General features: G+C 47.5%; 11 protein-coding genes, 1 tRNA gene, 1 pseudogene and 1 other annotated feature. Of the genes and pseudogenes, 9 read left to right on the top strand and 4 right to left on the bottom strand.

Annotated elements, in window-relative coordinates; translation table 11 throughout:
- Positions 1–240 precede the first annotated feature (240 nt).
- Positions 241–4,275 carry a non-ribosomal peptide synthetase gene (locus tag QT974_RS12975; protein WP_333468886.1) on the top strand — a complete coding sequence of 1,345 codons (4,035 nt, stop codon included), beginning with the start codon at positions 241–243 and terminating at the stop codon, positions 4,273–4,275.
- Positions 4,276–4,350: 75 nt separating this feature from the next.
- Here QT974_RS12975 and QT974_RS12970 read toward each other — a convergent pair whose 3' ends face one another.
- Positions 4,351–5,718 carry an inorganic phosphate transporter gene (locus tag QT974_RS12970; RefSeq protein WP_333468885.1) on the bottom strand — a complete coding sequence of 456 codons (1,368 nt, stop codon included), beginning with the start codon at positions 5,716–5,718 and terminating at the stop codon, positions 4,351–4,353.
- Positions 5,719–5,785: 67 nt separating this feature from the next.
- On the opposite strand from QT974_RS12970, the gene rplS reads away from it, so the two are divergent.
- The gene (gene rplS / locus QT974_RS12965) at positions 5,786–6,169 is read left to right on the top strand and encodes a 50S ribosomal protein L19 (RefSeq protein WP_333267261.1); all 384 of its coding nucleotides are present in this window, start codon (positions 5,786–5,788) and stop codon (positions 6,167–6,169) included.
- A gap of 132 nt (positions 6,170–6,301) precedes the next feature.
- Positions 6,302–6,374 (top strand) — tRNA-Trp (locus QT974_RS12960).
- Between the two features lie 16 nt (positions 6,375–6,390).
- On the opposite strand, the gene QT974_RS12955 is transcribed toward QT974_RS12960, so the two are convergent.
- Complete coding sequence (locus QT974_RS12955; protein WP_333468884.1) at positions 6,391–6,624, bottom strand: hypothetical protein; 234 nt, start codon at positions 6,622–6,624, stop codon at positions 6,391–6,393.
- Between the two features lie 78 nt (positions 6,625–6,702).
- Between QT974_RS12955 and secE the strand changes: the two genes are divergently transcribed.
- The 6 genes from secE to rplL all read left to right on the top strand — a co-directional run bounded on the left by secE (position 6,703) and on the right by rplL (position 10,404).
- A complete protein-coding gene (secE, locus tag QT974_RS12950; protein ID WP_293128199.1) occupies positions 6,703–6,936 on the top strand; it encodes a preprotein translocase subunit SecE in 234 nt (77 codons plus the stop codon).
- A complete protein-coding gene (gene nusG / locus QT974_RS12945) occupies positions 6,933–7,571 on the top strand; it encodes a transcription termination/antitermination protein NusG (RefSeq protein ID WP_333468883.1) in 639 nt (212 codons plus the stop codon). Before secE ends, nusG begins: the two co-directional genes overlap by 4 nt.
- A gap of 3 nt (positions 7,572–7,574) precedes the next feature.
- The gene (rplK, locus tag QT974_RS12940; RefSeq protein ID WP_332948699.1) at positions 7,575–8,003 is read left to right on the top strand and encodes a 50S ribosomal protein L11; all 429 of its coding nucleotides are present in this window, start codon (positions 7,575–7,577) and stop codon (positions 8,001–8,003) included.
- Between the two features lie 275 nt (positions 8,004–8,278).
- Positions 8,279–8,992: a 50S ribosomal protein L1 gene (rplA, locus tag QT974_RS12935; RefSeq protein WP_333468882.1), complete on the top strand. Its 714-nt coding sequence runs from the start codon at positions 8,279–8,281 to the stop codon at positions 8,990–8,992.
- Positions 8,993–9,101: 109 nt separating this feature from the next.
- Positions 9,102–9,273 (top strand) — a sequence feature (ribosomal protein L10 leader region).
- 29 nt (positions 9,274–9,302) lie between these two features.
- Positions 9,303–9,893, top strand: a complete 591-nt coding sequence (gene rplJ / locus QT974_RS12930) for a 50S ribosomal protein L10 (RefSeq protein WP_333468881.1) — start codon at positions 9,303–9,305, stop codon at positions 9,891–9,893.
- A gap of 124 nt (positions 9,894–10,017) precedes the next feature.
- A complete protein-coding gene (gene rplL, locus QT974_RS12925) occupies positions 10,018–10,404 on the top strand; it encodes a 50S ribosomal protein L7/L12 (RefSeq protein ID WP_333468880.1) in 387 nt (128 codons plus the stop codon).
- A 192-nt stretch (positions 10,405–10,596) separates the two neighbouring features.
- Here rplL and crtD read toward each other — a convergent pair whose 3' ends face one another.
- Entirely contained in the window at positions 10,597–12,210 is a 1,614-nt protein-coding gene (gene crtD, locus QT974_RS12920; RefSeq protein ID WP_333468879.1) for a C-3',4' desaturase CrtD, read from the bottom strand.
- A gap of 355 nt (positions 12,211–12,565) precedes the next feature.
- Positions 12,566–12,953, bottom strand: a pseudogene (locus tag QT974_RS12915) (CopG family transcriptional regulator); the annotation flags it as partial.

The raw sequence follows: 12,953 nt of genomic DNA, 5'->3' as shown, positions 1-12,953 counted from the left end.
TTTTGCAAATATACTCGTAGGGGCTCTCGCATTTCGGCAGTAAATCTCTGATTCTAACTCATAAATTATGTGCCGAAATGCTTCGCCCTTGCCAAAATAAGATGCACCCGACTAAAGTCCTCACTACGAACCTTTTGATGGCGATTTTGTTTTTTTAAATAGAGGACTAAAGTCCGAACGATCGAACCTGTTGATTGAGAGTAATTACCGGACATGATATTATCTGAACCTTATTGAAATATGCCGCAAGAAACAGAAGTTTTTGTCTTCCCCGCATCGTTTGCTCAGCAGCGACTGTGGTTCCTCAATCAACTCGCGCCTGGAAATCCTTTTTACAATGTTTCAACCGCACTTTACTTAACAGGTTCTCTCAACTCAATCGCCCTAGAAAAAACCTGCAACGAAATTGTCCAACGACACGAAAGTTTGCGCACTACATTTGCGATGTTGGAAGGAGAAATCGTGCAAATTATTGCTCCGACTCTCAGCTTATATATCCCCAAAATTGACTTACAAAATCTCTCGCCAACTCAACAGGAAACCGCAGCGCTGCAACTCATAACTGATGCCGCACAAAGTCCTTTTGATTTAGCCGCCGGGCCGTTATTCAAAGTAACTGTATTACAACTGGGTGAAACCGAACATATTTTATTGCTGAATTTACATCATATTGTAGCTGATGGTTGGTCGATGGGAGTGCTAATTCGAGAGCTAGGAACGCTTTACACGGCATTTGTTAAAAACGAGCTATCGCCCCTCGCAGCACTGCCCTTGCAATACGCAGACTTTGCAGAATGGCAGCACCAATATTTGCAGGGCCAAGTATTAGCAACGCAGTTAGCTTATTGGCGCCAGCAGTTAAACGGAATTACCGCGATCGATCTACCCACAGACAAGCAAAGGCAGGCGGTTCCCTCCTACCGGGGCGCCAAACAATCAATCAAATTATCACCTGCTTTGAGCGAAGCGTTAAAGTTATTGACTCAGCAAGAAAGTGCGACTTTATTTATTACCTTGCTAGCAGCTTTTCAAACTTTGCTGTACCGCTATACAGGACAAACAGATATTGCAGTAGGAACGCCGATCGCCAATCGCAACCTGAGCGAAATAGAAGCATTAATCGGTTTTTTTGTCAACAGTTTAGTGCTGCGCGCCGATTTATCGGGAAACCCGACGTTTTTGGAACTATTGCATCGGGTAAAAAACGTCGCCATGACAGCCTACGCGCACCAAGATTTGCCCTTCGAGAAGCTGGTTGAGGAATTGCACCCCGATCGCGAATTGAGCCGCAATCCCCTGTTTCAAATTAGTTTCAGCCTGCAAAACACTCCTGTAGCAGCGCTGGAATTGCCGGGAATTGCTTTCAGGGCCCTCGACTTTGACACCGGAAGTGCCAAGCTCGATTTAGAGTGCAACTTGTGGGAAGATGCAGGAAGCATTCACGGGCAATTTATCTACAGTACGGACTTATTCGATCGCGCCACAATTGCGCGGATGGCGGGGCATTTTCAAACGCTACTCGCAGCGATTGTTGCTAATCCCAAACAGCGCCTCAACGAGTTGGCTTTGCTGACAGCGCCAGAATCCCACCAATTATTAATTGATTGGAATGACACTCAGAGAGATTATTCGCAAAACCAGTGTTTCCATCAGCTATTTGCAGAGCAAGTCGATCGCGAACCGAATGCTGTCGCCGCCGTCTTTGAAAACCAACAGCTAACCTACCGCCAGCTCAACAACAAAGCCAACAAACTCGCACGTTACTTGCAGCAATTGGGAGCGAAACCCGAAGTTTTAATTGGTCTTTGTGTAGAACGTTCTTTAGATGCGATCGTCGGAATTTTAGGCATTATCAAAGCAGGCGCAGCGTATCTGCCTTTAGATCCAAATTATCCTCAACAGCGCCTCAACTTCATGTTAGAAGATGCTGGCGTGTCGATTTTGGTAACTCAGCAGCACTTAGCAAAAAAATTAACTCAGGGGGAATATACAGTAGTTTGTGTGGACTCCGACTCAGAAATTATCGCGCGACAAAGCCCAACTAACTTAACTACAAATATTGTACCCCAAAACCTGGCTTATGTCATTTACACATCCGGTTCAACCGGAAAACCTAAAGGCGTTTTAATCGAACATCGCGGGCTTTACAATTTAGCATTAGCTCAAATATCAGCTTTTAACTTAAATTCAAATCACCGCGTTTTGCAATTCGCATCCCTGAGTTTTGATGCCTCAATTTTTGAGATTGTCATGGCCTTGGGAAGCGGAGCCACACTTTACTCGGCTCAGAAAGAATCTTTGTTACCGGGAACAAGATTAATCCAATTTTTGCTGGACAATGCTATTACCCACGCTACCTTTCCGCCTTCGCTGCTAGCTGTGCTTCCAAGCGCCGAACTTCCCGCACTGCAAACAATTATCTGTGCTGGCGAATCCTGTTCCTTGGATGTGGTAAAACGCTGGGCTTCCGGGCGCAGTTTTTTTAACGCTTACGGCCCTACAGAGGCGACTGTCTGGTCGAGTTTTGCCGAAATTGCCAATCGCAAAAAAACCCCAATCGGCCGCCCAATTGCTAACACTCAACTGTATATTTTAGATGAAAATTTACAGCCCGTACCCGTGGGAATTCCCGGTGAATTGTACATCGGCGGTGCTGGTGTAGCGCGAGGCTACCTCAACCGTCCCGAATTAACCGCCCAGCGCTTTATTCCCGATCCGTTTAGCCAGAAACAGGGAGCACGAATTTACAAAACAGGTGACTTAGCTCGCTATTTAGCCGATCGCAATATTGAGTTTTTAGGCCGCACTGACGCACAGGTAAAGATTCGCGGTTATCGCATTGAATTAGGAGAGATTGAAGCGCTGCTGGTGCAGCATCCAGCAGTCAAAGAAACAGCGGTGGTGGCTGAAGATGATTTCTCGGGAAACAAGCGCCTAGTTGCTTATGTCGTCCCCGATCGCGATCGGGCGCTCAATCCCTTGGAATTGCGCCAGTTTCTTAAAGAACAACTGCCCGCTTACATGATTCCTCATGCCTTTGTGGCGATCGCATTTCTGCCCCTAACTCCCAACGGCAAAATCGATCGCCTGCGCCTACAATCACCGCAAAATCTCACTAGCAATTCAACAGATAAAAGCTGCATTCCACCTCGCACGCCAACCGAATCAACCCTCGCCCAAATTTGGTCAGAAATCCTCAACGCCGAACCCGTTGGCATTCGCGACAACTTCTTCGATTTGGGTGGAGATTCCCTGCTAGCAATCCGCCTGATCGATAAGATTAATCAGCAATTTCAGCGCGAGTTACCGCTGTCATCTCTGTTTTTAAATCCGACAATAGAAGGTTTAGCAGATTCGCTAGATTCACCAACAAATTCTCAGGAATGGTCGCCTTTAGTTGCAATTAAACCGGGCGGAAAAAACCCGCCTTTCTTTTGCGTCCATCCCATCTTTGGCGTCATCTTTCCTTATTGCGAGTTAGCATTTCAGCTAGGAGAAAATCAACCGTTTTACGGACTGCAACCCAAAGGAATTGACGGCGAAAGTTCTCCGTTAACTCGCATTGAAGACATGGCGGCTGACTACATCGCAGCCTTGCGGACTGTTCAACCAAAAGGGCCTTATTTTTTAGGAGGTTGGTCTTTTGGAGGTTTAGTGGCTTTTGAGATGGCTCAACAGTTGCTCGCAGCCGGAGATGAAGTGGCAATGCTGGCTGTGCTGGATACTTTAGCACCAGTTGCTGCTAACAAACCTTCTGTTTGGGACGGTTGCAAGTTTATTTTGACTACTGTTTCCCGCTCTATCTGGCCTTTTGTAGTCGATTATTTTCGCTTGGTTGCTGCTGCGGAAAATGTGCAATTTGGCGGGATTGCTGCGCGGTTTCCAAAATTAAATAAGCTGCTGAATTGGGTAGCTAAGTTTTGGCATGGCTGGAATTGGAAACAGGCGGTTATGGTTAGCATCTTATCTCAAGAATCAAAAGAAAAAAGCTGGCGCGAGCTGGCAATTCCGTCAATGTTTACTGTTTTTCAGGCTAACAGTCAAGCAACTCTCAGCTATGTACCGAAATTTTATCCGCAGCGAATTACTCTGTTGCGATCGGAGGAAAAGCTCAGCACCAGCAATCAAGATCCGACTCTTGGTTGGAGCGATTTAACGGCGGAACAAGTAGAGGTGATTAGAGTTCCGGGGAATCACCTGACTATGTTGAGAAAGCCCTTTGTGGAGGTGCTGGCTCGACAGCTAAAGCATTGTTTGGAGCAGGAAATTAAGTGATTTAGGTTAGATCGTTCGGAATGCAAGTCCGCATCAAAGAAAGGACTTGCATTCCTGACTACGAACCTATTGCATTCATTTGACTAAAATCCATTGGGCGATGCTGAAGATGATAGCACCCAAACCCGCGGCGATCGGGATTGTCACCACCCAAGCTGAACTAATTGACTGCAAAGTTTTCCAGCGTACAGTTTTCCAACCTTTAATCAGCCCGACTCCCACAACTGCACCCACTAAAGCGTGGGATGTGGAAACCGGCAAACCCAAGCGAGATGCTAACAATACTGTGGTAGCTGTGGCTAATTCCGCGCAAAATCCGCCGCTGGGTTCCAGTCTGATGATGTTTTCGCCCACTGTGGCGATCACTTTTTGACCCCAGACGGCTAAACCGATGACGATTCCTGTACCTCCGAGGACTAAAATCCACAGGGGAACACTGAAATCTTCTAGGGGAAATGAACCTGTACGCTGGATGTAGGCGATCGCAGCTAAAGGCGCAACTGCATTCCCCACATCGTTTGAACCGTGCGCAAATGCCACAAAACAAGCACTCAACACCTGAAATCTCGCCATCTGTTGCTCGATCGCAGAGTGGGAGAGTTTAGGAGATGCGGAAATATTCACGCTTGACTTGTTCTTCTTTCTATCCGTTACATCCGCTACAAAATCCGTTGCCGAACCTTCCTTCTCTAATTTTTTCCAGCTATTGAGGGAAAGCCCGATCGCCGCAATACTCCCGATAGCAATTACAATATCGTGAATTGGCAGATTCCAGCCAAATCGATCGCGCGCCAAGTCGATCGCGCCTGTCTGCACCAAAGCCACATCCACAACAGACGGCAATACAATTATCCCAAATACGCTCAGCAGCGCCGCACTCAGCCAAGGTATCCACTCGCGCAGTTGAAATAGAGGATCGGGGCGATCGAGAATCCAATGCTTCACCCCACTATAAAATAGTGCAGCTAAAGCACCGCTAGCAAAAGGTGTCGCCACCCAAGTTAACGAAATCCTGCCGATGATGGGCCAATCAACCGCATGAATTCCCGCTGCTACCCAGCTAAAACCTGCGATCGCACCTACCACCGCATGAGACGAAGAAACCGGCAAACCTAGACTGGTAGCGATTTGCAGCCACAAGCCGCAAGCTGCTAGCACTGACACCATCCCGATTAAGAATACTTGCGGCTTGTCTGCGAACACTTCTGCATTCACCACTCCTGTAGCGAGAGTTTCCGAAACTCCTTGCCCGAACAGCACGGCGCCTGCAAACTCCAGTATGCCTGCAACAATTATTGCTTGTCGCAGCGTCAGCGCCTTCGAGCCTACCGATGTCCCCATCGAGTTCGCGACATCGTTAGCCCCCAAGTTGGCGGCGACGTACAAAGCTAGTATCGCGATCGCCCCGAGTTGCAGAAATACGACCAAGGAGGTATGTAACATAGAAGTTTTTTGACATAAATCTGGCAGTTCGATATATGATAAGGGATTGTGAGTTTTGGTAAATCCCATGAAAGGCGCAGAAATAATCCGTTCGATCGAGACGGAAGAAATAAATAGAGTCAAGGTAGAACTAAATAAACAGCTCCCCGAAATTTACGTAGGCGACACCGTGCGCGTCGGCGTGAGAATTAAAGAGGGCGCCAAAGAACGGGTTCAGCCCTACGAAGGGACTGTGATTGCGATGCGCAACGGCGGCATTAATGAAACAATCACTGTGCGCCGCGTGTTTCAGGGCGTCGGTGTGGAACGGGTGTTTTTGATTCACTCGCCCCGCATCGCCACTGTTCAAGTCATGCGCCGCGGTAAAGTCCGCAGAGCTAAACTTTACTACCTGCGCGATCGCGTGGGCAAAGCTACTCGCGTCAAACAACGGTTCGATCGCTCCCTGTAGGAATGCACCCAGCTTGCTATTGGTGAGAGAGAAAATGGGAAATTGAAAAATTTAAAAAAAAGTTTCCCATTTCCGAGCGCACTGTGTTAAAATAGAAATCTAGAGGTTAAGCGAATCAGCAACCTCACCTGTGCGCTCTTAGTTCAGTTGGTAGAACGCAGGTCTCCAAAACCTGATGTCGGGGGTTCAAGTCCTCCAGGGCGCGCTGAATCACCAAAATTTTAATTCTGCCCGAAAGCGCCCGGATAATTGGCTGGAAACAGCCGAAACCGCAGACTTTCGGGTAGAATTAATTTTTGTGGGCGGTTCGCAACAAAGGCCATCAACAAATGCTCGGTGTTGCTGATCGATCGCTTTTGAGGGCGATCGGCACATCGTGAGATGGGTTGAGCTTGTAAAAAAGTGCTGGCTTTCGATTTGAGATTTTGGACTTGGGCGTAAGTGGTTAGTGTCAAAAAATCAAAGAGCCGCGAGCCACTCACAAAATCTAAAATCTAAAATCTAAAATCTGAAATCGCAAGGGGGATTCGATCGTGGCGAAAAAAGACGAAGCTCAAGAAACTCAAGAAATGACGGCGCCTGGGTTCGATCCTGCGGGTTTTTTTAAGGAAACTAGAGAAGAACTCGACAAAGTGGTCTGGCCGAGCCGCCAGCAGCTAATTAGCGAGTCTTTGGCCGTGCTTTTGATGGTAATCCTCTCAGCCAGCCTGATCTATTTGGTGGATAACTTCTTTAACTGGGGCGCAGGAAAGGTGTTTGGGCCATGACTTTTGCATCAGAAGAATCTGATTATTCCACAGAAGCGACGGGACAGGCAGCATCGCCAGATGTGCCGGAGATTCATGCTCGCTGGTATGCTGTTCAGGTGGCCTCAGGCTGCGAGAAGCGCGTGAAGGCAAACTTGGATCAGCGGATTCAAACTCTGGATGTTGCCGATCGCATCGTTCAAGTCGAAATTCCGCAAACTCCAGCGATCAAAGTCGGCAAAGACGGTTCCCGGCGCCAGTCAGATGAGAAAATTTTCCCCGGTTACGTACTCATCCGTATGTTTATGGACGAGGATACGTGGCAGGTGATTAAAAATACCCCGAACGTAATTAATTTTGTCGGGGCAGAGCAAAAACGCCGCTACGGGCGCGGCAGGGGTCACGTCAAACCGCTACCTCTGAGTCATTCGGAAGTAGAACGGATCTTCAGAAACGCTCAGGAATCAGAACCAGTTGTCAAAGTATCGATGGCGACAGGAGACCACGTTGTGGTACTTTCCGGGCCATTTAAGGATTTTGAAGGTGATGTGATTGAAGTTAGCCCGGAACGGAACAAGCTCAAAGTTTTACTCTCGATTTTTGGGCGCGATACGCCTGTAGAATTAGAGTTCAATCAGGTTCAGAAACAGAACTAACTAATGGCAAAGAAAGTTGTTGCAGTAATTAAGTTGGCGATTACAGCGGGAAAAGCCAACCCAGCTCCTCCGATCGGCCCGGCATTGGGTCAGCACGGCGTCAATATCATGATGTTTTGCAAGGAGTACAATGCTAGAACCGCAGACCAAGCAGGTCTCGTGGTTCCGGTAGAAATTTCGGTTTTTGAAGACCGCAGTTTTACGTTTATTCTCAAAACCCCTCCGGCGTCGGTTTTGATTCAAAAGGCTGCTGGTATTGCTAAGGGTTCGGGTGAACCTAATCGCAAGCAAGTAGGGACAATCACACAGGCTCAGTTGCGAGAAATTGCTGAAACTAAGATGCCTGACCTTAATGCTAATGATGTTGAAGCTGCTATGAAAATTGTAGCGGGAACAGCTAAAAACATGGGCGTGGCGATCGCGGACAGTTGACAGTTGACAGTTGACAGTTGACAGTTGACTCCGAAAGCAGTTGGCAGTTGGTGGCAATCAATCGTCAGAATCGGAAAAATTTTAGATTTGCAACGATCGGCTGATAAGTTCAATCGAAAATCTAAAATCCAAAATCCAAAATAGAAAGTCGGTTCAGGGGGAGAAGCAAAGCTTCGCTAGGAATCGCAAATGTTTTAGATTTGAAATGACCGAAACGGCTCAATTCTTAAATCTAAAATGTCACATCTCAAATCTACTAACCCCAAAAAATAACAATGGCAAAGAAAGTATCGCGAAGACTGCAAGAACTTCTAAAGAAAGTTGAAGAGAGACCTTACCTACCGCTGGAAGCTCTACAACTTTTGAAAGAAACAGCAACCGCTAAGTTTGGCGAATCTGCTGAAGCTCACATCCGTTTGGGAATTGACCCAAAATATACTGACCAACAGTTGCGGACAACTGTATCGCTGCCAAAAGGAACTGGTCAAGTAGTCAGAATTGCGGTGATTGCTAAGGGCGAAAAAGTTAAAGAAGCTCTGAATGCCGGCGCAGATATTGCTGGTTCTGAAGAGTTGATCGAGGAAATTCAAAAGGGCATGATGGACTTCGATTGTCTGATTGCTACTCCAGATGTGATGCCGTTGGTGGCAAAATTGGGTCGGTTGTTGGGCCCGCGCGGCTTGATGCCTTCTCCCAAAGGCGGCACGGTGACGACTGACATTGGTCGGGCGATCGACGAGTTCAAAGGTGGTAAACTAGAATTCCGTGCCGATCGCACAGGCATCGTTCATGTTATGTTTGGCAAGGCAGCTTTCTCAGCGGAAGATTTGCTGGTCAACCTTCATGCTTTGCAAGAAACTGTTGACCGCAACCGTCCTTCTGGTGCGAAAGGTCGCTACTGGCGCAGTTTGTACGTATCCGCAACTATGGGCCCATCGATCGAAGTCGATATCAGTGCTCTGCGCGATACCAAACTTGATGCTGCTTAGCAAGAATTAAGCCGAAGGCAGAAAGTAAAAGACAGCTTCGGCTGTCTGTGTAAATTTCTCACGAGATTTGCTCCATACCCTTGCTAATGTCTGCCGGATGGTGATAGCCTAATCAAAAATCAATAAGCTGAAGACCGCAGGTGCCGAGTGCTTAATTTCCTGCCGAGGCTGAAGAAATAAAAACTCAAGAAAATCAATTAAAAAGTTCTATCTTTTAATTCCTAATTCTTAATTTTTAATTCTCTGCCCCGGCTATAAGGTTGGGGTTTTTGATTGGCAGTTTGAGATCCTAAAAGGAGGTGAAATTAGTATGGGCAAAAGTTTAGCAGTAAAAAATGAGATTATTGCAGACCTCAAGCAAACCTTGAGCGAATCTCAACTGGTAATTGCGATCGACTACAGAGGCCTAACTGTTGCTGAAATCACAGATTTGCGGCGGCGTTTGCGTCCCAAAGGCAGCAGTTGCCAAGTGGCAAAAAACACGCTAATGCGGATTGCTGTTGAAGGCAATGAAACATGGCAGCCGATACAGGAATTGCTGACTGGTACGTCGGCGTTTATGTTCGTGCAAGAAGATATTGGCGGCGCGATTAAGGCTTACCAAGAATTCCAAAAAGCTTCCAAGAAGACTGAAGTTCGCGGCGGCGTGATGGAAGGACGGGTGCTGAAAGAAGCTGATGTTAAGGCATTAGCGGATCTGCCGTCGAAGGAACAACTTATGGCTCAAATTGCTGGCGCTCTCAACGGTGTCGCAACCAAGTTGGCTGTGGGTATCAATCAAGTTCCTACTTCGATCGCACGCGGTCTCAAAGCTTATGCTGAAAAAGACGGCGATGCAGCAGAAGCACCAGCAGAAGCAGAAGCAGAAGCACCAGCAGAAGCAGAAAGCGTATCTGCTTAAATAGTTTTGGTTTTCAATTTTGAGTTTTGAATTAAGAAATTTGGAACTTAAAATTCACAACTGACAACTGACAACTGACAACTGACAACTGACAATTAATCAAATCGAACTAGGAGTTTAACGAATGTCTACTGCAACCGACGAAATCTTAGAAAAACTGAAGACTCTGAGCTTGCTCGAAGCTTCTGAATTGGTCAAGCAAATTGAAGAAGCTTTCGGCGTCAGCGCTGCTGCTCCCGTAGGCGGCATGATGATGATGGGCGGCCCTGCTGCTGCTACTGAAGAAGTAGAAGTACAAACTGAGTTTACTGTCATGTTGGAAGAAGTTCCTGCTGACAAGAAAATCGCAATTCTGAAGGAAGTCCGCGCGATTACCGGTTTGGGTCTGAAGGAAGCCAAAGATTTGGTAGAAGCCGCACCGAAGGCCGTTAAGGAAGCTATTGCTAAGGAAGCTGCTGAAGAAATGAAGAAGCAGCTTGAAGCTGTGGGCGCCAAGATTTCTATCAAGTAGTCATAGAGTCTAAAAAACTCGGCGGTTGAAACCGCTTCGATACAGACAAAACCCGCCTCCGCGGGTTGAAGATGAAGACTCGGCGGTTGAAACCGCGTCGATACAGGCAAAACCCGCCTCCGCGGGTTGAAGATGAAGACTCGGCGGTTGAAACCGCCGTCTGATCTGATCTTCGTTGGTATAGACGCGGTTTCAACCGCCGTATTCGTTGTGCGATCGCAACTCCGCCTCCATCTGCCGCACGACTGTTAAAGCAGAATAGGAAACACCTGCGGTTCCTTCTCCCGGATGGGTGGAGTCGCCGACTAACCAGAGGTTTTTAATCGGCGTGCGGTTGGCAAATCCGAAAGGGCCGAAGGTTGGTACTCGCTGGCCGATGCCACCTACAACGCCTTTATCTCTGGCTGTGTAGCGGGCAAAGGTGCGAGGTGTTGCTGATTCTTGATGTACAATTTTTTCGGGTGTTAAATTGAAGTATTCGCTCAAACGCGCGATCGCCCCTTCAGCGTATTTTTGCTTCAATCCTTCATAATCAACCGCATTCCACCACATTCGAGTATCTGTAAAAGACGAAGCGATAATTGTCGCCATTCCCTGCGGTGCTCGGCCGTCGCCCGCATGGCTGACAGAAACAAATAACGAATTATTCTCACCAATCTCGCCGTCGTAGTCGTAGAGAAACTGAAGGTGCGGCGGACAATTTGCCGGAATTGCGCTTTCATGCACTCCCAAATATATCACAAATGCACCGGATGCGGGGGGCAATTTATCAACTCGATATTTGTAGCCTGCCATTTGATTTGGCAGTTGGTTGGTGGTCTCGGAATTATCTGTTAAAGTTTCTAAAACAGGCTCGCTTGACATCAATTTAACTAGATTTTGCGCTGTGACGTTGGCAACAATGCGATCGGCAGTTTCTGTCCAAACTTCGCCTGTTTTTTGATTGCGAATCACTGTGCCGGTGGCTTGGCCGTTGGTGGTGACAATACTTTCAACTGTATGCCGCAATAAGACTTGACCGCCGTAAAGCTCGATCGCACTTACCAGGCGATCGCTCAGCACCTGCATACTTCCTTGTAAATGATACAATCCCTGCGGCTCTTGGCTTACTCCCAAAGCTGTCGCCGCGTACAGCAGCGCCGTTTCTTCGGTATCAACTTGGGAATACAATTTTAACTGCAAATCCAGAAAAGTTCTCAAGCGCAAATTGTCGCCCAAACCGCACAAGCGCAAAGCATCTCCCACCGTCATAAAAGTGAAAGGCAAAGTAATTAAAGTATCGGGGCGAACTGCTTGAATTAATTGCCAGAAATCCCAGAAGTTTCTGGGCGGTAAAACTGGATCGCGCCCTTGAAATTTCCAGCTAGCTTGGAACAATGCAGACAATAATTGCCAAAAAGGTTCGCTTCCTGGGAATTGTCGCTGTCTTTCTGACTGCCATTTTTGCGGATCTCGCCAGACGCTAATCGGTGTCGTTTCTCCCGGCAAAAATACCGCACAAGCGGGATCGCAGGGTGTGGCGGGGGGAAGTTCTATTTGTAATTCTGAGAAAATTCGGTGGTGAATCCCTCCGGGTTCCAATCCTGCAACCTGCGTGGCGCCGACATCGAAGGTAAAGCCTTTGCGTTTGAAGGTGGAAGCGCATCCTCCGGGGACGATCGCCTGATCTAAGACTAGCACTTTGTATCCTCGGTGGGCGAGCAGGGCTGCTGCTGTCAGCCCGCCGATGCCGGCTCCAATTACTGTGACGCGGCCCTTGGTGTCTGTTGCACAGGATTTGCTTTGAGGCGTGCGATCGGTCATCATAATTTATTTATTGTAATATTTCTTAATATTATGCTCATATTTTGCACGAAAAAGCTTCTCCAGTTATACCCACAATCCGGCAGGGACTCAAGTCCCTGCCTCAAAGTGAAAGTCCTCTGAAGAGGACTGAAGAACTGATTAGTTGTATGCAAGACGACTCTTGCATACAACCAAAGAACTCCTGAGTCCTCTTCAGAGGACTTTTGCTATTAGCCAGGGAATTCATTCCCTTCTTGCATACAACTAAAAGTCCCTTCTTGCATACAACGAAAGAACTCCTGAGTCCTCATAGCGAGGACTTTTGCTATTAGCCAGGGAATTCATTCCCTGGCGGTCTTTCGGGCCCGAGTTGAGATTAATGGACGCGGCGCCACTTGTTGAGATAAGCTTCGCCAATCCCAGCCACAGCTTGCATTTGAACTAGCTGTTCCCGTAAAGCTTTGATGGTTCTTAGCTGTTCTTGAGACTGTTGCTGCAAAGCCTCGTAATTTCGCTGTTTCGCAGCACTTTGGCTCAATTGATCTTTTAGAGAGTTGAATTGCATCAGTTGAACTTGCAAGTTGCCGATCGCACTTGACTTTTCTGCTAACTGGTGCTGCAAAGATTCGTAGCTTGACTTCGATACAGTTTGCTGCAATTGGCTTTCGAGATTTTGCTTGGAGGCTAATTGCTGCTGTAAAGATGCGATCGAACTTTCTTTTTCGGCGAATTGATGCTGCAAAGATTCCAAATCGCTCGACTTG

Origin of the sequence: Microcoleus sp. BM001215392, assembly GCF_036700185.1 — a bacterium.
Lineage (GTDB): Bacteria > Cyanobacteriota > Cyanobacteriia > Cyanobacteriales > Microcoleaceae > Microcoleus.
Note: the sequence above shows the minus strand (reverse complement) of the source record. Positions and strands in the feature narration are given on the sequence as shown.

Coding starts and splice junctions, on each gene's coding strand:
- QT974_RS12975 (WP_333468886.1), top strand. CDS start 241: ATGCCGCAAGAAACAGAAGTTTTTGTCTTCCCCGCATCGTTTGCTCAG.
- QT974_RS12970 (WP_333468885.1), bottom strand. CDS start 5,718: ATGTTACATACCTCCTTGGTCGTATTTCTGCAACTCGGGGCGATCGCG.
- rplS (WP_333267261.1), top strand. CDS start 5,786: ATGAAAGGCGCAGAAATAATCCGTTCGATCGAGACGGAAGAAATAAAT.
- nusG (WP_333468883.1), top strand. CDS start 6,933: ATGACTTTTGCATCAGAAGAATCTGATTATTCCACAGAAGCGACGGGA.
- rplK (WP_332948699.1), top strand. CDS start 7,575: ATGGCAAAGAAAGTTGTTGCAGTAATTAAGTTGGCGATTACAGCGGGA.
- rplA (WP_333468882.1), top strand. CDS start 8,279: ATGGCAAAGAAAGTATCGCGAAGACTGCAAGAACTTCTAAAGAAAGTT.
- rplJ (WP_333468881.1), top strand. CDS start 9,303: ATGGGCAAAAGTTTAGCAGTAAAAAATGAGATTATTGCAGACCTCAAG.
- rplL (WP_333468880.1), top strand. CDS start 10,018: ATGTCTACTGCAACCGACGAAATCTTAGAAAAACTGAAGACTCTGAGC.
- crtD (WP_333468879.1), bottom strand. CDS start 12,210: ATGATGACCGATCGCACGCCTCAAAGCAAATCCTGTGCAACAGACACC.